The sequence below is a fragment of the Pseudomonas ekonensis genome (assembly GCF_019145435.1).
In the GTDB taxonomy this organism is placed as follows: domain Bacteria; phylum Pseudomonadota; class Gammaproteobacteria; order Pseudomonadales; family Pseudomonadaceae; genus Aquipseudomonas; species Aquipseudomonas ekonensis.
Map to the genome: position 1 here is coordinate 908,856 of NZ_JAHSTS010000002.1, position 18,962 is coordinate 927,817.

Annotated in this window: 18 protein-coding genes; 8 read left to right on the top strand and 10 right to left on the bottom strand. The window is 64.8% G+C overall.

Annotated features, from left to right (window positions below; translation table 11 throughout):
• Positions 1 to 12: 12 nt before the first annotated feature.
• The 7 genes from flgK to KVG96_RS17155 form a co-directional block, all read right to left on the bottom strand.
• Positions 13 to 2,058, bottom strand: coding sequence for a flagellar hook-associated protein FlgK (gene flgK / locus KVG96_RS17125; RefSeq protein ID WP_217893159.1), 2,046 nt, complete (start codon positions 2,056 to 2,058; stop codon positions 13 to 15).
• A gap of 24 nt (positions 2,059 to 2,082) precedes the next feature.
• Positions 2,083 to 3,360 carry a flagellar assembly peptidoglycan hydrolase FlgJ gene (flgJ, locus tag KVG96_RS17130; protein ID WP_217893160.1) on the bottom strand — a complete coding sequence of 426 codons (1,278 nt, stop codon included), beginning with the start codon at positions 3,358 to 3,360 and terminating at the stop codon, positions 2,083 to 2,085.
• A gap of 11 nt (positions 3,361 to 3,371) precedes the next feature.
• A complete protein-coding gene (locus tag KVG96_RS17135; RefSeq protein ID WP_085577892.1) occupies positions 3,372 to 4,460 on the bottom strand; it encodes a flagellar basal body P-ring protein FlgI in 1,089 nt (362 codons plus the stop codon).
• A 27-nt stretch (positions 4,461 to 4,487) separates the two neighbouring features.
• On the bottom strand, positions 4,488 to 5,183 hold the full coding sequence (flgH, locus tag KVG96_RS17140; RefSeq protein WP_217893161.1) for a flagellar basal body L-ring protein FlgH: 696 nt from the start codon (positions 5,181 to 5,183) through the stop codon (positions 4,488 to 4,490).
• A gap of 54 nt (positions 5,184 to 5,237) precedes the next feature.
• Entirely contained in the window at positions 5,238 to 6,023 is a 786-nt protein-coding gene (gene flgG, locus KVG96_RS17145; protein ID WP_217893162.1) for a flagellar basal-body rod protein FlgG, read from the bottom strand.
• A 45-nt stretch (positions 6,024 to 6,068) separates the two neighbouring features.
• Positions 6,069 to 6,809 (bottom strand): flagellar basal body rod protein FlgF, encoded by a 741-nt coding sequence (locus tag KVG96_RS17150; RefSeq protein ID WP_085577845.1) that lies wholly within the window; start codon positions 6,807 to 6,809, stop codon positions 6,069 to 6,071.
• Positions 6,810 to 7,117: 308 nt separating this feature from the next.
• Positions 7,118 to 8,680 (bottom strand): sigma-54-dependent transcriptional regulator, encoded by a 1,563-nt coding sequence (locus KVG96_RS17155; RefSeq protein ID WP_217893163.1) that lies wholly within the window; start codon positions 8,678 to 8,680, stop codon positions 7,118 to 7,120.
• Positions 8,681 to 8,941: 261 nt separating this feature from the next.
• Here KVG96_RS17155 and phhA point away from each other — a divergent pair, with 261 nt between their 5' ends.
• The 6 genes from phhA to KVG96_RS17180 all read left to right on the top strand — a co-directional run bounded on the left by phhA (position 8,942) and on the right by KVG96_RS17180 (position 13,379).
• Positions 8,942 to 9,778 carry a phenylalanine 4-monooxygenase gene (phhA, locus tag KVG96_RS17160; protein WP_367617500.1) on the top strand — a complete coding sequence of 279 codons (837 nt, stop codon included), beginning with the start codon at positions 8,942 to 8,944 and terminating at the stop codon, positions 9,776 to 9,778.
• Positions 9,779 to 9,897: 119 nt separating this feature from the next.
• The gene (locus tag KVG96_RS17165) at positions 9,898 to 10,254 is read left to right on the top strand and encodes a 4a-hydroxytetrahydrobiopterin dehydratase (RefSeq protein ID WP_085577848.1); all 357 of its coding nucleotides are present in this window, start codon (positions 9,898 to 9,900) and stop codon (positions 10,252 to 10,254) included.
• On the top strand, positions 10,254 to 11,447 hold the full coding sequence (locus KVG96_RS17170; RefSeq protein ID WP_225927419.1) for an amino acid aminotransferase: 1,194 nt from the start codon (positions 10,254 to 10,256) through the stop codon (positions 11,445 to 11,447). The genes KVG96_RS17165 and KVG96_RS17170 overlap by 1 nt, the downstream gene beginning before the upstream one ends.
• 276 nt (positions 11,448 to 11,723) lie before the next feature.
• Positions 11,724 to 11,855: a hypothetical protein gene (locus KVG96_RS27650; RefSeq protein ID WP_264082383.1), complete on the top strand. Its 132-nt coding sequence runs from the start codon at positions 11,724 to 11,726 to the stop codon at positions 11,853 to 11,855.
• A 34-nt stretch (positions 11,856 to 11,889) separates the two neighbouring features.
• Positions 11,890 to 12,108 carry a hypothetical protein gene (locus tag KVG96_RS17175; protein WP_217893166.1) on the top strand — a complete coding sequence of 73 codons (219 nt, stop codon included), beginning with the start codon at positions 11,890 to 11,892 and terminating at the stop codon, positions 12,106 to 12,108.
• Between the two features lie 83 nt (positions 12,109 to 12,191).
• A complete protein-coding gene (locus KVG96_RS17180) occupies positions 12,192 to 13,379 on the top strand; it encodes an MFS transporter (RefSeq protein WP_217893167.1) in 1,188 nt (395 codons plus the stop codon).
• An 87-nt stretch (positions 13,380 to 13,466) separates the two neighbouring features.
• On the opposite strand, the gene arfB is transcribed toward KVG96_RS17180, so the two are convergent.
• Positions 13,467 to 13,880, bottom strand: coding sequence for an alternative ribosome rescue aminoacyl-tRNA hydrolase ArfB (gene arfB / locus KVG96_RS17185; RefSeq protein WP_217893168.1), 414 nt, complete (start codon positions 13,878 to 13,880; stop codon positions 13,467 to 13,469).
• A 131-nt stretch (positions 13,881 to 14,011) separates the two neighbouring features.
• The gene (locus KVG96_RS17190; protein WP_217893169.1) at positions 14,012 to 15,430 is read right to left on the bottom strand and encodes an amino acid permease; all 1,419 of its coding nucleotides are present in this window, start codon (positions 15,428 to 15,430) and stop codon (positions 14,012 to 14,014) included.
• A 929-nt stretch (positions 15,431 to 16,359) separates the two neighbouring features.
• Here KVG96_RS17190 and KVG96_RS17195 point away from each other — a divergent pair.
• Together KVG96_RS17195 and KVG96_RS17200 are read left to right on the top strand one after the other, a co-directional pair.
• Positions 16,360 to 16,497: a hypothetical protein gene (locus KVG96_RS17195; protein ID WP_170930044.1), complete on the top strand. Its 138-nt coding sequence runs from the start codon at positions 16,360 to 16,362 to the stop codon at positions 16,495 to 16,497.
• A gap of 70 nt (positions 16,498 to 16,567) precedes the next feature.
• The gene (locus KVG96_RS17200; protein WP_217893170.1) at positions 16,568 to 17,533 is read left to right on the top strand and encodes a M29 family metallopeptidase; all 966 of its coding nucleotides are present in this window, start codon (positions 16,568 to 16,570) and stop codon (positions 17,531 to 17,533) included.
• A gap of 189 nt (positions 17,534 to 17,722) precedes the next feature.
• On the opposite strand, the gene rluB is transcribed toward KVG96_RS17200, so the two are convergent.
• Positions 17,723 to 18,898 (bottom strand): 23S rRNA pseudouridine(2605) synthase RluB, encoded by a 1,176-nt coding sequence (rluB, locus tag KVG96_RS17205; protein ID WP_217893171.1) that lies wholly within the window; start codon positions 18,896 to 18,898, stop codon positions 17,723 to 17,725.
• Between the last annotated feature and the right edge of the window lie 64 nt (positions 18,899 to 18,962).

Consider the following 18,962-nt stretch of genomic DNA (forward strand, 5'->3'; position numbering starts at 1 on the left):
GATTACGACTCCTTAAAGGCTGTTGATCAGCGTGCTGAAAGTTTCCTGCGCAGCCTTGATGATCTGCGAAGACGCGGTGTAGTACTGCTGGTACTTGACCAGGTTGGCGGCCTCTTCGTCCAGGACGACACCGGACAGCGAGTCGCGGGCACTCTTGGCCTGGTTCAGGATCACCGTGGTGGCGGCGCTGTCGGACTTGCCCTGGGCCGCCTGGGTGCCGACGTTGGTCACCAGTTTGTTGTAGGCGTCGGTCAGGCTGATGCCCTTGCTCGCCGAACCGGTGTCCACGGTCTGCTTGGTCTGCAGGCCGACCAGTGCCTGGGCGTTGCGGTTGTCCGAAGACGCCGCGCCGGTCAGGTTCATCGTGAAGGTCTCGCCGGCCTTCGGCGTGGCGCCCACGGTGGTCTGCACGGTGAAGGTCTTCTGCACCGGCGGCACGACGCTGTTGTCCATCACCGGCGCGCCGGTGGCGTCGACCATGCCCACGTTCAGGTTCAGGGTGTTGGCCTGGCCCGGAACGATGGTGCCGGTGCCGATGCTGTTGCCCTTGGCGTCGACCATGCTGTAGGACTGGCTGCCGCCGCTCACCGCGCCGAACACCAGCTTGACCGGCGTCGAGTACTTGAGCGCGGTCTGCATTTCGGCCTGGGCGGCCGGGTTGTAGATGTCGATGGTGCTGGTCAGCGTCGGCTGGGTGTAGGTGCCCGAGTTGTTGGCGCTGGCCACGCCGGTCAGCGGGCCGGCCGCCGCGATTTTCTTCGGATCGGTCAGCACGGTCTGGATGCTGGCGGCCGCGTTGCGGGTCGGCGTCACCTTGAACGAGTCGCCGGCGCTCAGGGCGCCGCCGTTGAGCGACAGGGTGAAGCCGTCGATCACCGGAGGCGGCGTGGTGGTGGTGCTGAACGTGCCGAGGTCAGTGCCGTCGGAGCGCTTGACGGTGTAGTCGGTGGCGCTGGTGAAGGTGACCTGGTAATCGCTGGTGGTCAGCTTGCCGGTGTCCTTGATGGTCACATCGAGGTTGCCGGAGCCGGCGCTGTTGCCGTCTTTGCCGATGCTGCGCTGGCTGATCAGCGCGGCGCTGTTGATGTTGTTGAAGATCGCCGCGCCGAAGTCACCGTTCTTGTCGATGCCCTGGGCCTGCTGGCGGTTCATCTGGTCGGCCACCACCAGTGCGACGCGGCCCAGCTCGTTGAGCGAAGGGTCGAGCACTTCTTTGCGGTAGGTGAGCAGGCCGCCGATTTCGCCGCCGCTGACCACCGAGGTGATGTCGATGGTGCTCGAACCGCGGTCCATCTGCAGCGCCATGCGCGACGGATCGTCCTTGCTCGGCACGGTGCTCAGGGTGTTGGTGGTGTTGCCGACGACCAGCGGCTGGCCGCTGCCGACGTACACGTCGAGGCTGGTGCCGCGCTCGACGACCTGGGCGCCGACCAGCTCGGACAACTGGCGCACGGCCTCGTTGCGGCTGTCGAGCAGGTCGTTCGGCTGGCCGCCGCTGGTGGAGATCTCGCCGATCTTCTGGTTCAGCGTGGCGATCGAGGTCGCCAGCTTGTTCACCTGGGACGCCATGTCCGACAGGTTGCCGTTGATCGTGGTGTTCTGGTCGTTCAGTTGCTTGGCCAGCGCGTTGAAGCGGCTGGTCAGGGCCTGGGCGCCGGTCAGGACGGTCTGGCGGGAAGTGTCGTCGGTGGGCGAAGTCGCGACCGACTGCATCGACGAGAAGAACTTCTGCAGCACGCCGGTCAGGCCGGTGTTGGTTTCCGACAGCGAGGCATCCAGCGCGGTGGCCTGGGCCTGGTAGGCGGCCGCTTCGCTGTTGAGCGAGGTGGCGGTGTGCAGCTGGGCCTCCAGGTAGGAGTTGTACACCCGGCGCACGTCGGCCAGGGTCGTGCCCGTGCCGATGAAGACGTTGCCGTACTGCTGCGAGGACTTGGTGCCCTGCACGGTTTGCTGGCGCGAATAACCGGCGGTGTCGACGTTGGCGATGTTATTGCCTGTCGTCGCCAGCGAGGCTTGGCTGGCGGACAGCCCCGACATCCCGATATTGAGCAAACTCATGATTTAAACCTTATTCCTTATGCCCTAGAGAGGCGTGGTGGAGGCACCCGCCGCAGCGTAGTTGGGGTAACTGCCCATCTGCCTGGCTATCTGCGAAATCTTGGTCGCGTAGTTCGGGTCGGTCGCGTAACCGGCCTTTTGCAACTCGCGTACAAACTGTTCTGGGTTATCGGCCGACTTCAGCACTTCTTGATAGCGATTGTTGCTCTGCAGCAACGTCACCAGGTCGTGGAAGCTGTCCTTGTACGAGGCGTAGGAACGGAACTCGGCCGTCTCCTTGACCATCTTGCCGTTGCGGAACTCGCTGGTGATCGCCCGGGCCGAATCGCCCTTCCAGTTGCCGCTGGCCTTGATGCCGAACAGGTTGTGGCTGCTGCTGCCGTCCTGGGCGCGCATGACCGATTTGCCCCAGCCGGTCTCCAGCGCGGCCTGGGCCACCAGGTAGCGCGGATCGACGCCGATGCGCGCGGCGGCCTCTTTGGCCATCGGCAGCATCGTGTTGACGAATTCGTCGGCGTCGCTGAACGCGCGCTTCGCCGGCGCCAGCGGGATCTGCGCCATGGCGCGGCCGTAGATCTGCATCTGCCCGCCGGAAGCCTTGTCCGCCTCGGCCCGCGCCAGCCAGTCGCCGTTGTACAGCGGGCCTGCGCCAGCGTTGGCGGCCATGGCGTTGACCGTGTTGCGTTGCGGCAACGTGGTGTTCGTGGCCGTCGAGGCGGACGGCACCAGGCCGGCGAGCAGGCGGTCGGCCAGCTTCGGCGGCAGGGCCAGACGGCGCCGGTTGATCATTTCCATGTCGTTGCTGTGGGACAGCTCGACGTTCGGCGCACGCAGCGATCGCGATGCCCACAGCGGACGCTCGCCGTTGACCCGCGACAGCGGACCGGTGGCGGCGGTGCCGGCGGCGACCGGCGTCTGCACTGCCTCTTGCTTGGCGGCCGCTGCGGCCGCCGCCTCGCCCGGCGCCACCGGCTTGTTCTTCGACATCTGACGCATCAGCACGTCGGCCAGGCCGATGCCGCCGCCCTCGCGGGACAACGACACCGCCAACTGCTGGTCGTACATTTCCTGGTACTGCTTGGCCTCTGCGGTGTTCATCGGGTTGTCTTTCCCGAGGGCCTCGGTGGCCGAACGCATCGACTTGAGCATCTCGCCCAGGAACAGCGATTCGAATTCCTGCGCCACCTTGCGCATGTTCGCATCGCTGTTCTTGTCGCCGACCTTGAGCTGGTTCAGGCGATTGAGGTCCGAATAGGCCCCGGAATCGCTGCTGCTGACCAGACCGCTCTTGCGCATATCCATGGTCGCCGTCCTCAGATCACGATCAGGTCGGCTTGCAGCGCGCCGGCCTGTTTCAATGCTTCAAGGATCGCCATCAGGTCGCCCGGCGCTGCGCCGACCTGGTTCACCGCACGCACGATCTCGTCGAGGGTGGTGCCCGGGCCGAACTTGAACATCGGCTTGGCTTCCTGCTCGGCGTTGACCCGCGAGCGCGGCACCACGGCGGTCTGGCCGTTGGACAACGGGCCCGGCTGGCTGACGATCGGGTCTTCGGTGATGGTCACGGTCAGGCTGCCGTGGGTCACGGCGGCCGGTGCCACTTTCACGTTCTGGCCGATGACTATGGTGCCGGTGCGCGAGTTGATGATGACTTTCGCCACCGCCTGGCCCGGATCGATTTCCAGGTTCTCCAGGATCGACAGGTAGTCCACGCGCTGGCTCGGATCCAGCGGCGCGGTGACGCGGATCGAGCCGCCGTCGATGGCCTGGGCCACGCCAGGGCCGAGCATGTCGTTGATCTTGTCGACGATGCGCTTGGCGGTGGTGAAGTCGGAACGGTTCAGGTTCAGGGTCAGGCTGTTGCCCTGGTTGAAACCGCTCGGCACCGCACGTTCCACCGAGGCGCCGCCGGGGATCCGGCCAGCCGACGGAACGTTGACGGTGATCTTGGAGCCGTCACGGCCTTCGGCGTCGAAGCCGCCGACCACCAGGTTGCCCTGGGCCACGGCATAGACGTTGCCGTCGATGCCCTTGAGCGGGGTCAGCAGCAGCGTGCCGCCGCGCAGGCTCTTGGAGTTGCCGATGGAGGAGACGGTGATGTCGATCTGCTGACCCGGCTTGGCGAACGCCGGCAGGTCGGCGCTGACCGACACGGCCGCGACGTTCTTGAGCTGCACGTTGCCCGATCCCGGCGGCACCTTGATGCCGAACTGCGAGAGCATGTTGTTGAAGGTCTGCAGGGTGAACGGGGTCTGCGTGGTCTGGTCGCCGGTGCCGTTGAGGCCGACCACCAGGCCGTAGCCGATCAACTGGTTGGAACGCACGCCGGAAATGCTGGCGATGTCCTTCAGCCGTTCGGCGTGTGCGTTGAAGGCCGCCGACAACAACAGCGCGGCCATCATGAGGCGCTTGAAATTCAAAGTAGCCACCTAGAAAGGGAACAGCGGGCTGAGGAAGAAACGGTCGAACCAGCCTGGCTGGCTCGCATCGGCGAACGAACCGGTGCCCGAATAGGTGATGCGCGCATCGGCGACCCGGGTCGAGGACACGGTGTTGTCGGTGGCGATGTCATCGGCACGCACAAGGCCTGCGATCCGCACCAGCTCGTCGCCGGTGTTGAGGGTCATCCACTTCTCGCCGCGCACGGCGATGATGCCGTTGGGCAGCACGTCGGCCACGGTCACGGTGATCGAGCCGGTCAGGGTGTTGCCCTGGGCCGCCTTGCTGTCGCCCTTGGTCGCGCGGTCGCCGCTGTAGCCGACGTCCAGGCTCAGGTCATTGCCGCCCAACGGGTTGTTGGTGGTGCCGCTGCCGCCGAACAGCGAAGTCAGGCCGATGCCGGTCTTGCTGTTCTTGGCCACCTGGGAGTTGGCGTTCTTGCTGGCCTGGGTCTTCTCGTTCAGGGTGATGGTGATGATGTCACCGACCCGGAACGCCTTGCGGTCGCTGTACAGGTTCTGCTCGAAGCCGGCCTGGTAGATCGAGCCGTTGTTGGCCGCCGACGGCAGCGGCGTGCGCGGCAGCACCGGGGCGTAATAAGGGTCATTGGGCTTGGGCGTCGGCGCGACGCAGCCCGCGAGCGAGACCGCCCCACTCAATGCCAGAACGGATACAAAGCGATTCATGACCCTTTACCTCACGGTGTTGCCGGCGGCCTCATGGCCGCCGTTCGGACTTGATTACAGATTCTGCGTTACGAACGAGAGCATCTGGTCGGCGGTGGAGATCACCTTGGAGTTCATCTCGTACGCGCGCTGGGTGGTGATCATGTTGACCATCTCTTCCACGGTGCTGACGTTGGAGGTTTCCAGCATGTTCTGCTCGGTGGTGCCGAAGCCGTTCAGGCCCGGGGTGCCGACCTGCGGCGCGCCGGAGGCGGCGGTCTCCAGGAACAGGTTGCTGCCGATGGCCTGCAGGCCGGCCGGGTTGATGAAGTCGGCGGTCTGCAGGTTGCCGATCACCTGGGAGGCCGGGTTGCCGGCGACGGTGATCGAGACGGTGCCGTCCTTGCCCACGGTGAAGGTCTGGGCGTTGTTCGGGATGACGATGGCCGGCTCCAGGGCGAAACCGTTGGCGTTGACGATCTGGCCGTTGGAGTCCAGGTGGAAGGTACCGTCACGGGTGTAGGACGTGGTGCCGTCCGGCTGCAGGATCTGGAAGAAACCGCGGCCGTCGATGGCCATGTCCAGCGGCTGCTCGGTGGTCTGCAGACTGCCGGGGGTGAAGTTCTTCTGGGTGCCGACGATGCGCACGCCGGTGCCCACTTGCAGGCCCGACGGCAGTTCGCTGTCCTGGGTGGACTGGGCGCCTGGCTGACGCTTGATCTGATACAGCAGGTCCTGGAACTCGGCGCGGTCGCGCTTGAAGCCCGTGGTCGACACGTTGGCCAGGTTGTTGGAAATGGTGGTCAGGTTGGTGTCCTGGGCGGACAGACCGGTTTTGGCAACCCATAGAGCCGGAAGCATTCGATTCTCCTCGTGCGCCTGTTTTACGGCGCGACGTTCTGATAATTAGCTGATCTGCAAGACCCGAGCCATGGCCTGGTCGTCGTCTTTGGCGGTGTTCATCATCTTGACGTGCAACTCGAACTGCTTGGCCAGGGCCAGCACCGAGGTCATCTCTTCGACGGCGTTGACGTTGCTCGACTCCAGGAACCCCGACACCAGTTTGACGTTGGCGTCGGCCGGCGCAGGCTGGCCGTCCTTGGTGTGGATCGAACCGTCCAGGCCCTTGGTGATGGTCTTGATGTCCGGGTTGACCAGCTTGATGCGGTCGACCTCGGCCATGACCCGCGGGCCCTCGCCCATCGCGCGGATGCTGATGGTGCCGTCTTCGCCGACCTCCACCTGCTGCTCCGGCGGCACGGCGATCGGCCCGCCGTTACCCATGACCGGCATGCCGTTGCCGGCGCGCAGCACGCCCAGGGCGTCGATATTGAGGCTGCCGGTGCGCACGTAGCTCTCGCCGCCGTTGGGGTTCTGCACGGCGATCCAGCCGTTGCCGCTCACGGCCACGTCCAGGTCGCGCCCGGTCTGCACCAGCGAGCCTGGGCTGAAGTCCGTGGCCGGCCGTTCGCTCATGGCAAACGCACGCGCCGGAAAGCTGTCGCCGAACACCGGCATCGAACGCGCCTGCTCCAGGTCGCGCTGAAAGCCGTTGGTGGAGATGTTCGCCAGGTTGTTGGCATGAGCCTTCTGCGCCAGTGCGTTCTGGCTGGCGCCGGTCATTGCCACATAAAGGTACTTGTCCACGCTGATTCCTCTGCCTGCCGGACGTTTGCCGCCCACTGCTGTACTGCGAAGCCATAAGCAATTTGCAGACCAACTTTTTTCTGGCGGCCGACAGCCCGGTAAACAAAGGACTTGAGGGGTTCAGCAGGGAATCGGGGGAATGTATCGAAGACGAAAAACCGGCGCGCTCCTGCCGCTTGGCGGCAATGTGCGGCGAGATGACCTGTGGTGAAACCTGTGGCGAGGGAGCTCGCTCCCGCCGGGCCGCGCAGCGGCCCCAAGCAGGTGAGCGCCTTGCGCTCAAGCGGGAGCAAGCGCCCTGGGATCGCTCAGGCCTCGGGGTCTTTACCCACCTCGTACTCGCGCAGTTTATTGGCGATGGTGGTGTGCGAGACCCCCAGCCGCTTGCCCAGTTGCCGGCTGCTCGGGTGCTCGGCGTACAGCCGCTCCAGCACCGCCTTCTCGAAGCGCCCGACGATTTCGTCCAGGCCGCCCTCCAGCGAAAAATCGCCAAGCGGCTGACGCACGCCGTAATCCGGCAGGCGGATGTGCTCGGCCTTGACCGTCCCGCCGTCGCAAAGGGAAACCGCCTGGAACAGCACATTCTCCAGTTGCCGCACGTTGCCCGGCCAGTGGTAATGACTGAGGCGATCCATCGCCGCCGGCGCAAGCCTGGGCAGCGGGCAGCCGATCTGCCGGCTGGCCTGGTCGAGGAAATGCTCCACCAGCGGCGTCAGGCCGTCGAGGCACTCGCGCAGGGGCGGAATGTGCAGCGACAGCACGTTGAGCCGATGGTAGAGATCCTGACGGAACTCGCCCCGGGCGCACAGCTCGGACAAATCCACCTGGGTCGCGCAGATCACCCGCACATCCAGGTACACCTCTTCGTCGCTGCCCACCCGACGGAAGCAGCCGTCCTGCAGAAAGCGCAGCAGCTTCACTTGCAGGCGCGGGCTCATCTCGCCCACGCCGTCGAGAAACAGCGTGCCGCCCGCCGTCAGCTCCAGCAGCCCGAGCTTGCCTTCGGCTCGCGCGCCTTCGAAGGCGCCAGGGCCGTAGCCGAACAGCTCGGTCTCGGCCATCGACTCCGGCAGGCCGGCGCAGTTGAGCGCCATCAGCGGCGACTGGCCGCGCGGGCTGGCCAGGTGGCAGGCCCGCGCCAGCAGCTCCTTGCCGGTGCCGGTCTCGCCTTCGATCAGCAGCGGCGCATCCAGCGGCGCCATGCGCCGGGCCTCGCGCACCACTGCCGCCATGACCCTGGAGCTCTGAAAGATGCTGTCGAAGCCGCGCAGCTCCTGTTTGCGCACGTTATAGATGCGCTCGCCGACCCGGTCGGCCCGGTGCAGGGTCAGCACCGCCCCGGCCATGGCCTCGCTGTCGTCGTGCTCCGATTGCAGCGGCGCGATGTCGGCCAGGAAGATGTCGCCCTTGACCTTGACCCGCATGCCGTTGATCCGCGACTTGTTGGCGCGCACCAGCTCCGGCAGGTCGAAGTCCTCGGCGTAGCGCGACAGGGGAATGCCCGGCACCTCATCCACCCGCACCCCAAGCAGTTGCGCCGCCGCCCGGTTGGCCGCGACGATCGAGCCGCCCATGTCGATCGACAGCACCGGGAACTCCAGGGCCCCGAGCAGCGCATTGAGTTCCATGTGCCGGCGTTCGCTGGGCATCAGCCCGACCCGCTTGACCCCGAACACCCCGGCGATGGCCTCGAACTTGGGCCGCAGCGCCTGGAACTGCAGGTTGATCAGGTTCGGGCAATGCAGGTAGATCGCGTTGCCGTGCTCCCCGCCCACCTCGCCGCGGGCGACGTTGATGCCGTACTCCACCAGCAGGTTGAGGATGTCGCGCAGGATGCCGATGCGGTTCTGGCAGTGGACTTTGATACGCATAGAAAGCTCGGATAGCGGTGAATGGATGGAATGCCCGATGCACATCTCTGCGGGCGGCACTGCCCTGAATTTCTGTCGGGAGGCGAAAACAGTCGTCAAGATTATGTGACACGCGGGCGCGCTTTCAAACCCGAAAACCACCGCAAACGCGACCCGCCCCACAAAGCGTAACGAATAGTTTACGAATTACAGAGACTTTTCCTACGACAAACCTGTACCGACCTGCTGCATTCCCGCCCCGCCTGCGCTAATTCTGAGTCCATCGCAGGACATAACAAGAACGAATTCCCCTCGCAGGAGAGCAGTATGAAGCACACGCAATACGTGGCCCGCGAGCCCGATGCGAACGGTTTTATCGACTACCCCGCCGAAGAGCATGCGGTGTGGAACACGCTGATCACCCGTCAGATGAAAGTGATCGAGGGCCGCGCGTGCCAGGAATACCTGGACGGCATCGAGAAGCTCGGCCTGCCCCACGACCGCATCCCGCAACTGGGCGAAATCAACAAGGTGCTCGGCGAGACCACCGGCTGGCAGGTCGCCCGCGTGCCGGCGCTGATCCCGTTCCAGACCTTTTTCGAACTGCTCGCCAGCAAACGGTTTCCGGTGGCCACCTTCATCCGCACCCGTGAAGAACTGGACTACCTGCAAGAGCCGGACATCTTCCACGAGATCTTCGGCCACTGCCCGCTGCTGACCAACCCCTGGTTCGCCGAATTCACCCACACCTACGGCAAGCTCGGCCTGCAGGCCACCAAGGAAGAGCGCGTGTACCTGGCGCGCCTGTACTGGATGACCATCGAGTTCGGCCTGCTGGACACCCCGCAAGGCAAGCGCATCTACGGCGGCGGCATCCTGTCTTCGCCGAAGGAGACCGTGTACAGCCTGTCGGGCGAGCCCGAGCACCAGGCCTTCGACCCGCTGGAAGCCATGCGCACCCCTTACCGCATCGACATCCTGCAGCCGCTGTACTTCGTCCTGCCGAACCTCAAGCGCCTGTTCGACCTGGCCCACGAAGACATCATGGCCATGGTCAAGCAAGGCATGGAGCTGGGCCTGCACGCACCGAAGTTTCCGCCCAAGCCCAAGGCCGCGTGACCCGCAGGTTTGACTTGCAAGTGAGTCTGTCCGTCGCCGCCGCTTTGGTTTAGCGTGGCGACACAGACGACCGATACGCCCCATAAAAAAAACACACACCCGATTTCAGGAAACATGCCATGTCCAGTTTGAACCAAGCCCATTGCGAAGCCTGCCGTGCCGATGCGCCACAAGTCAGCGACGAAGAGCTGCCGATCCTGATCAAGCAGATCCCTGACTGGAACATCGAAGTGCGCGACGGGATCATGCAGCTGGAAAAGGTCTACCTGTTCAAGAACTTCAAGCACGCGCTGGCCTTCACCAACGCCGTGGGCGACATCTCCGAGGCCGAAGGCCACCACCCTGGCCTGCTGACCGAATGGGGCAAGGTCACCGTGACCTGGTGGAGCCACTCGATCAAGGGCCTGCACCGCAACGACTTCATCATGGCCGCCCGCACCGACGACGTGGCCAAGACCGCAGAAGGACGCAAGTGATGCACTTCGACGCCATCGGCCGGGTGCCCGGCGACCCGATCCTCGGCCTGATGGAGGCCTACGCGCAGGATCCCGACCCGCGCAAGTTCGACCTCGGCGTGGGCGTCTACAAGGATGCCCAGGGCCTGACGCCGATCCCCGAAGCGGTGAAGATCGCCGAGGCGCGCCTGGTGGACAGCCAGACCACCAAGACCTACATCGGCGGCCATGGCAACCCGCTGTTCGGCAAGGTCATCAATGAACTGGTGCTGGGCGCAGAGTCGGCCCTGATCGCCCAGCAGCGCGCCGGCGCCACCCAGACCCCGGGCGGCACCGGTGCCCTGCGCCTGGCCGCCGACTTCATCGCCCACTGCCTGCCGGGCCGTGGCGTATGGCTGAGCGACCCGACCTGGCCGATCCACGAAACCATTTTCGCGGCGGCCGGCGTCAAGATCAGCCACTACCCTTACGTCAGCAGCGACAACCGCCTCGACGTGGACGCGATGATCGCCGCGCTCAGCCAGGCACCGAAGGGCGATGTGGTGCTGCTGCACGCCTGCTGCCACAACCCGACCGGCTTCGACCTGAGCCACGACGACTGGCACCGGGTGCTGGAGGTGGTGCGCAGCCGCGACTTGCTGCCGCTGATCGACTTCGCCTACCAGGGCTTCGGCGACGGCCTGGAGCAGGACGCCTGGTCGACCCGGCTGTTCGCCGCCGAACTGCCGGAGGTGCTGATCACCAGCTCCTGCTCGAAGAACTTCGGCCTGTACCGCGACCGCACCGGCGCGCTGATCGTCTGCGCGAAAACCGCCGACAAGCTGACCGACGTGCGCAGCCAACTGGCGCACATCGCCCGCAATCTGTGGTCGACGCCGCCGGACCATGGCGCGGCGGTGGTGGCGACCATCCTCGACGACCCGGAGCTCAAACGCCGCTGGGCCGACGAAGTGGAAGCCATGCGCCTGCGCATCGCCCAACTGCGCAGCGGTCTGGTCGAGGCGCTGGAGCCCCACGGCCTGCGTGAGCGCTTCGCCCACATCGGCGTGCAGCGCGGGATGTTCTCCTACACCGGCCTGTCGCCGGAGCAAGTGAAAAACCTGCGCGACCACCACAGCGTGTACATGGTCAGCTCGGGCCGGGCCAACGTGGCCGGCATCGACGCCACCCGCCTGGATCTGCTGGCCGAGGCCATCGCCAAGGTCTGCCGCTAAATCCCTTGTGGGGGCGGGCAAATCCGCCCCCACAAGGCGTTGCAACCTCCCCTGCGGAAGCGGGCTTGCCCGCGATGACGTCAGCCCAGGCACCGCCGAGCAGAATCCAGACGCCGGCTTGCGCATTCCCGCCATTGACCTGTCTAGACAATCCCGCCCGTCGAAATAAACGGACATGAAAGCCTGATTGTCATTTTCAGTGCTGTATCCTTCCCAGGCTTTTTTCAAAGCGCGGATCTACCAGATCTATCAACAGACTTAGCGAGGAGCGCAACCATGCACGAGATTCCGAATCTCCCCTTCCCAAGCCTGCACGTACCTGAGCAGACGACCCCGCAACAGGCCGGCGCCCAACAGCCCGAGCCCAAAGAAGCCGCCGAAGGCCGCCCGGCCGACAGCGAAGAGTAAAACCCGCCGTACAGACCGTGTGGAAAGCGCTAACATGCGCTTTCCACACTGCCTGAAAGCCGCCCCCGCCATGACCGACGATTCCTTCAACGAACAGCAGGCCGCCGTCCTGATCGACGCCACCGAGCGCATGATCGAAATCTGGAGCCGTCTGCCGCCGGAAAAGCAGGCCGCCCTGCTCGCCCGCTTCGGCAGCGAAGAGAACGCCCTGGCCGCGCTGGTCACCACGCAATTGGTCGCCCCCGACAAATAGTTTTACTTTTGCGCGCCCCTGCCCCATCCACGCCGGTATCATAAGCAGCCTATCTATCCTGCCTGTCCCGTGGATCGTTCCCCATGTCAGAAACCCGGCGCCCCCTGGCGGTCACGCTGCAAGTCGTCTCCATCGTCCTGTTCACCTTCATCGGCTACCTCAACATCGGCATTCCGCTCGCCGTGCTGCCCGGCTACGTCCACAGCGACCTGGGCTTCGGCGCGGTGATCGCCGGGCTGGTGATCAGCGTGCAATACCTGGCCACCCTGCTCAGCCGCCCCTACGCCGGCAAGATCATCGACAACAAGGGCAGCAAGCGTGCGGTGATGATCGGGCTGGCGGGCTGCGGCCTGAGCGGCGTGTTCATGTTGATCTCGGCGTGGACGCCGAACTTGCCGCTGATCAGCCTGATCAGTCTGCTCATCGGCCGGCTGGTGCTGGGCAGCGCGGAAAGCCTGGTGGGCTCGGGCTCCATCGGCTGGGGGATCGGCCGGGTCGGCGCGGCGAACACCGCCAAGGTCATTTCCTGGAACGGCATCGCCAGCTACGGCGCCCTCGCGGTCGGCGCGCCGCTGGGGGTGTGGCTGGTCGGCCGCCTGGGCCTGTGGAGCATGGGCGTGAGCATCATCCTGCTGGCGGCGCTGGGGCTGCTGCTGGCCTGGCCGAAGACCGCCGCGCCCATCGTCGCCGGTGAACGCCTGCCGTTCATGCATGTGCTGGGGCGCGTCTTCCCCCACGGCTGCGGCCTGGCGCTGGGCTCGATCGGCTTCGGCACCATCGCCACCTTCATCACCCTGTACTACGCCACCCGCCAGTGGGACAACGCCGTGCTGTGCCTGAGCCTGTTCGGCGCCAGCTTCATCGGCGCACGGCTGCTGTTCGGCAACCTGATCAACCGCCTCGGCGGCTTCCGCGTGGCGATCGCCTGCCTGTCGGTGGAGACCCTCGGCCTGTTGCTGCTGTGGCTGGCGCCGGACGCCCACTGGGCGCTGGCCGGGGCGGCGCTCAGCGGCTTCGGCTTCTCGCTGGTGTTCCCGGCGCTGGGCGTCGAGGCGGTGAACCTGGTGCCGGCCTCCAGCCGCGGTGCGGCGGTGGGCGCCTACTCGCTGTTCATCGACCTGTCGCTGGGGATCACCGGGCCGCTGGCCGGGGCGATCGCGGCGGGGTTCGGCTTCGCTTCTATCTTCCTGTTCGCGGCGCTGGCGGCGCTGAGCGGCCTGGCGCTGAGCGTCTACCTGTACCGGCACACGCGCAAATACCCGCAGGACTAGGGTCTGTGTGAAAAGTCTTGAGACGAAGGTCAGGCAAGGCTGTTTTCAACGCAGCATCACCGAGTATCAAGGCTTTTCGCACAGAGCCTAGAACTCCACCTTGCCCCGGCCGGCCTTGATGTTGCCGCGCTTGGCCTTGGACTCCAGCCGACGCTTCTTGGAGCCCAGGGTCGGCTTGGTCGGACGGCGCTTCTTCTCGACCTTGACGGCGCCCTGGATCAGCTCGGCGAGGCGCTCCAGCGCATCGGCGCGGTTCTGCTCCTGCGTGCGGTATTGCTGGGCCTTGATGATCAGCACGCCGTCGGCGGTGATGCGGCCGTCGCGCAGCGCCAGCAGGCGCTCCTTGTAGAACTCGGGCAGCGACGAGGCCGGAATGTCGAAGCGCAGGTGCACGGCGCTGGAGACCTTGTTGACGTTCTGCCCGCCGGCGCCCTGGGCGCGGATGTAGGTCAGCTCGATCTCGGCGTCGGGCAGGTGCACGTTGTTGGATATCGCCAGCATGGAAAAGCGTCCGGATTCAGAGCGCGCAGGATACCGCGAAACCGTCCTGCCCTTGCCGCCAATCCATGGCGGGAAGGCCAGAAACGACAAACCCGGCACGGGGCCGGGTTTGTCGTTTCCGCATCTGACGCTTACTTGGCGACGCCCGCCGCAGGCACGGCGTGCTGCGCGCTGCGCTTGTTCTTGATCACGTAGCAGACCCACATGAACACGACCCACACCGGAATCGCGTACACCGACACCTGGATGCCAGGGATCAGCAGCATCACGCCCAGGATGAACAGGACGAACGCCAGGCAGACATAGTTGCCGTACGGGTACCACAGGGCCTTGAACAGCGGATTCTGGCCGGTCTTGTCCATGTGCTGGCGGAACTTGAAGTGCGAGTAGCTGATCATCGCCCAGTTGATCACCAGGGTGGCCACCACCAGCGACATCAGCAGCTCCAGCGCGTGCTGCGGCATCAGGTAGTTGAGCAGCACCGCCACCAGCGTCACCGCGGCGGAAGCGAGGATCGAACGCACCGGCACGCCGCGCTTGTCGATCTTGGCCAGGCCTTTCGGCGCATCGCCCTGCTCGGCCATGCCCAGCAGCATGCGGCTGTTGCAGTAGGTGCCGCTGTTGTACACCGACAGCGCGGCGGTCAGCACCACGAAGTTGAGGATGTGCGCGGCGGTGTTGCTGCCCAGCATCGAGAACACCTGCACGAACGGGCTGCCGCTGTAGGAGTCCCCGGAGGCGTTCAGGGTCGCCAACAGCGTGTCCCATGGGGTCAGGGACAGCAGGATCACCAGGGCGCCGATGTAGAAGATCAGGATCCGGTAGATCACCTGGTTGATCGCTTTCGGGATCACGGTCTTCGGCTTGTCGGCTTCGGCTGCGGTGAAGCCGAGCATCTCAAGGCCGCCGAAGGAGAACATGATGATCGCCATGGCCATCACCAGGCCGCTGACGCCGTTGGGGAAGAACCCGCCGTGGGACCACAGGTTGCTCACCGAGGCCTGTTCGCCGCCGTGGCCGCTGACCAGCAGGTAGCTGCCCAGGGCGATCATGCCGACGATGGCCACGACCTTGATGATCGCGAACCAGAACTCGGCCTCGCCGAAGACCTTGACGTTGGCCAGGTTGATCGCGTTGATCAGCAGGAAGAAGGCCGCCGCGGTGACCCAGCTCGGGATCTCCGGCGCCCAGTAATGGATGTACTTGCCGACCGCGGTCAGCTCCGACATGCCCACCAGGATGTACAGGATCCAGCAGTTCCAGCCCGACAGGAAGCCGGCGAAGCCGCCCCAGTACTTGTGCGCGAAATGGCTGAAGGAGCCGGCCACCGGCTCTTCGACGATCATCTCGCCCAGCTGGCGCATGATCATGAACGCGATGAAGCCGCAGATGGCGTAACCGAGGATCATCGACGGGCCGGCGGACTTCAGCACCCCGGCCGAGCCGAGGAACAGGCCGGTGCCGATGGCGCCGCCGAGGGCGATCAGTTGAATGTGGCGATTTTTCAGGCCGCGTTTCAGTTCGCCTGATTGCGGGTTTTGTCCACTCATGAAAAGGGTCTCACGCAGGGTTTGATGATGGTCAGTAGACGTTGCTGCACGGTCGCGATTTTCAGGCGACCCCGATCAAACCCCAGCGCAGGCACCAGGAATTAAGCTCTTTAACAACACTCATGCGTCACCTGTTTGTTCTTGTCTGTGACGAAATCGAACCCGGCACGCTTGTGGCGCGACGGAGTGAACAAGGCGGATGGCCTTGAGGTTTGCGCGATTACGCAGGGAGTCACAGTTCAAACGCGGCGCATTGTACACCGCCAACCCCCTGCTGCCAGACATCACTGGATCAGCGTTGCCTTGGGCCGGGATTGCACGTGTCCGCCCCGGGAGGCCCGGGCGGCTGCAAAAGAAGGGTCAGGCCTTTGCGGGCCATCGGCGCGGACGTCGGAAACCACGTCCCACGGGGTGAGAAAAAACGGATTGCGGCGTTCATTGCGCCTCCTTCTTGTTATGCACCTGCACGACAGGCATGGGGCGCATCTCACCTGCCAAACGCCCCTGAAACAAGCAGGCCAGAGCCTTGGGAAGCCCACGGGGGCGGGCACTTCGGCAGGTTTTCCTTACACCCTCGAAAAGCCCCTGCGCTAAGGTCGTTTCTCCGGCATTTTCGTAAATATTTCTATACAAGCCGTAACGAAAAAATTCCATTTCAGAAAATTCCGACAGCCGTCTGCAAATTGACGGTAGGACGCTAACGATCAGGTGAATCGATTTAGTCACTGTTTTGCAATGAGAAAGATTCGCCAGGAAAAATGGAATAAAAAGTCCATTTAAAAATTAAATAGAGGATTTTTTGCAATGCAAAAAGCGCTGGTCTACGTTCTTCACGTCTCGCCGAGCCGCATCGACCGGCGAGTCAGTGCGTGACCCGCCCTTGGGCCGCACTGTTGCTCCCACCGTGAACGTTATCTAGGAGATAGACCATGCAAGCGATCGAAAAAGACCTGGACTCCGAACTGCAACTGGACGAATGGTTCGAAGCACCGACCCATGAAGCCGCCGTGGAAATGATGCAAGCCGACGCGGTCGTACCGTTCGGCACGGCGATGTGGCCTCTGTAAGCCATTCCCGGGCGGGCACGATCGGCCGGTCGTGCCCGCCGCATTCCACACGGTCTGTCAGGGAGCATCCATGGACAAGCCACGCGCGATTGCGCACTTCCTTTACTACCTCGAACACCACCCTGCCCTTGCCGGCCTCGAATCGGCGAAGGTACTGCTCGGCCACACCGCCGACTACGAAGCGCTGACCGGCGCCATCGCCGAACAGGCCGGCGATCACCCGCGCTTCGGCTTCAACGCCATGCGCCTGGATCTGGAATCCACCGCCGCGCTGACCTCGGCGATCGCCGACACCGATCTCTACATTTTCTTCTACGACTCTTCCACCCTGCCCAACCCGCGCCCCGACGGCCCGGACTTCGTACGCGCCCTGCAAGGGGTGATGGCGGAGAACTGGAAGAAATCGCTGCTGTTCAAGGACTACGGCGATTATTTCTACGACACCTTCAGCATCGCGCCGCAGCGCATCGCCGGGCTCAACAGCCACCTGATCCAGCGCATGTCCCAGGCCACCACCTTGAGCTTCAGCGACGAGCACGGCTCGTGGTTCGAAACGCCCATGAGCAGCATCAAGAAGTGGACCGACATCAACGGCGTCGGCAACTTCGACCTGGCCCCCGGCGAAATCGCCACCCACAGCGAGGCGATCAACGGCCATGTGAAGTTCAAGGGTACCTTCCTCAGCACCATTCCGTTCGCCCGCAAGTACGGCGTGCTGGAGTCGCCGCTGGAACTGTGGATCGAGAACTCGACCATCCAGCGTATCGCCACCGAGGTGCCGGGCCTGGAACACGACTTCAACAAGTACCTGGACGCCAACCCGTCGAACCGGCGGATCGAGGAGCTGGGCATCGGCACCAACGAAGGCGTGAAGTCGCTGTATGCGCGCAACGCCGGGTTCGAGGAACGCCATTGCGGCCTGCACCTGGGCCTGGGCGGCGGCGCCAAGGGCAGCCATCACCTGGACCTGATCTTCTCCGGCGGCGTGCTGGCGCTGGATGACAAGCCGGTGTTCGACGGGCGGTTCGTGCTCTGAACCCGGAGTTGCATCAAGGCCACCGGCCTCTTCGCGGGCAAGCCCGCTCCCACAGGGCACAGTGCTGTCCTTGCGGGAGCGGGCTTGCCCGCGAAGACGGATTGCCGGACACCGCATGACTGAATGCCGGGCACAAAAAAAACGCCAACCCTGAGGTTGGCGTTTTTCATTTACCGCACCGGCTGGAGCTTAACGCGGCTTCGGCGTGCTGCGGCGCTTGCCCGCTGGCTTGTCGCCGTCGGTCAGCTTGATCCCCGGACGCTTCGCCGCCGGCTTGGCCGGGCGCTTGGTGTCGGCCGGACGCTCGGCCACCGGCGTACCGCGGCCGGCTGGGGCACCGCGGCCTTCGCCACGTTCGCTGCGGCCACGGGGTGCACGCTCACCCTCCCCGCGGGCGGCCGGTTTGCGGCCTGGACGCTCGCCTTCCAGCTGCGGCTCACGGCCCGTGCGCGGCGTGGCCGGCGCGCCGTTGGCCGGGCGCAGGGTGCGCACCCGGTCGGCCCGGGCCATCGGCCGCGACGACTTGCGCTGCAGGCGCTCCATCTTGTCCTTGCTCTTGGCGTTCAGTTGCGGCAACGCCACCGGGGTCAGGCCGACCTCGGCGCTCAGGATGTCGATTTCGTACTGGCTCATTTCGCGCCAGCGGCCCATCGGCAGGTCGGAGTTGAGGAAGACCGGGCCGAAACGCACGCGCTTCAGGCGGCTCACCACCAGGCCCTGGGATTCCCACAGACGACGCACTTCACGGTTGCGGCCTTCCATCACCACGCAGTGGTACCAGTGGTTGAAGCCTTCGCCGCCCGGAGCCTGCTGAATGTCGGTGAACTTCGCCGGACCGTCTTCGAGCATGACGCCGGCCTTGAGCCGGTCGATCATTTCGTCGTCCACCTCGCCGCGCACGCGCACCGCGTATTCGCGGTCCATCTCGTAGGACGGGTGCATCAGGCGGTTGGCCAGTTCACCGTCGGTGGTGAACATCAAAAGGCCAGTGGTGTTGATGTCGAGGCGGCCGATGTTGATCCAGCGGCCCTCTTTCGGACGCGGCAGCTTGTCGAACACGGTCGGGCGGCCTTCCGGGTCGTCGCGGGTGCAGATCTCGCCGTCGGGCTTGTTGTACATGATCACGCGGCGCACGGACTCGGCGGATTCTTCGCGCTTGATCACTTTGCCGTCGATGGTGATGGCGTCGTGCAGGTCGACCCGCACGCCGAGGGTCGCGTCCTTGCCGTTGACCTTGATCCGGCCCTGGCTGATCCAGGCCTCGACGTCACGGCGCGAGCCCACGCCGATGCGGGCGAGGACCTTCTGCAGTTTTTCGCCTGCAGGCGGGGTTGGCTGGTCGTCTTGCTGTTCGATGTCGCTCATCTGGGCACCTCCCGGTGTGGTCTGTCCAGGGCCCCTGAAAGGGCGCCCTGTAGCATTGGAAACT

Coding starts and splice junctions, on each gene's coding strand:
- KVG96_RS17200 (WP_217893170.1), top strand. CDS start 16,568: ATGGACAAGCCACGCGCGATTGCGCACTTCCTTTACTACCTCGAACAC.
- flgG (WP_217893162.1), bottom strand. CDS start 6,023: ATGCTTCCGGCTCTATGGGTTGCCAAAACCGGTCTGTCCGCCCAGGAC.
- KVG96_RS17135 (WP_085577892.1), bottom strand. CDS start 4,460: ATGATGGCCGCGCTGTTGTTGTCGGCGGCCTTCAACGCACACGCCGAA.
- KVG96_RS17170 (WP_225927419.1), top strand. CDS start 10,254: ATGCACTTCGACGCCATCGGCCGGGTGCCCGGCGACCCGATCCTCGGC.
- KVG96_RS17165 (WP_085577848.1), top strand. CDS start 9,898: ATGTCCAGTTTGAACCAAGCCCATTGCGAAGCCTGCCGTGCCGATGCG.
- KVG96_RS27650 (WP_264082383.1), top strand. CDS start 11,724: ATGCACGAGATTCCGAATCTCCCCTTCCCAAGCCTGCACGTACCTGAG.
- KVG96_RS17195 (WP_170930044.1), top strand. CDS start 16,360: ATGCAAGCGATCGAAAAAGACCTGGACTCCGAACTGCAACTGGACGAA.
- KVG96_RS17180 (WP_217893167.1), top strand. CDS start 12,192: ATGTCAGAAACCCGGCGCCCCCTGGCGGTCACGCTGCAAGTCGTCTCC.
- flgH (WP_217893161.1), bottom strand. CDS start 5,183: ATGAATCGCTTTGTATCCGTTCTGGCATTGAGTGGGGCGGTCTCGCTC.
- flgK (WP_217893159.1), bottom strand. CDS start 2,058: ATGAGTTTGCTCAATATCGGGATGTCGGGGCTGTCCGCCAGCCAAGCC.
- KVG96_RS17175 (WP_217893166.1), top strand. CDS start 11,890: ATGCGCTTTCCACACTGCCTGAAAGCCGCCCCCGCCATGACCGACGAT.
- arfB (WP_217893168.1), bottom strand. CDS start 13,880: ATGCTGGCGATATCCAACAACGTGCACCTGCCCGACGCCGAGATCGAG.
- KVG96_RS17155 (WP_217893163.1), bottom strand. CDS start 8,680: ATGCGTATCAAAGTCCACTGCCAGAACCGCATCGGCATCCTGCGCGAC.
- KVG96_RS17190 (WP_217893169.1), bottom strand. CDS start 15,430: ATGAGTGGACAAAACCCGCAATCAGGCGAACTGAAACGCGGCCTGAAA.
- flgJ (WP_217893160.1), bottom strand. CDS start 3,360: ATGGATATGCGCAAGAGCGGTCTGGTCAGCAGCAGCGATTCCGGGGCC.
- rluB (WP_217893171.1), bottom strand. CDS start 18,898: ATGAGCGACATCGAACAGCAAGACGACCAGCCAACCCCGCCTGCAGGC.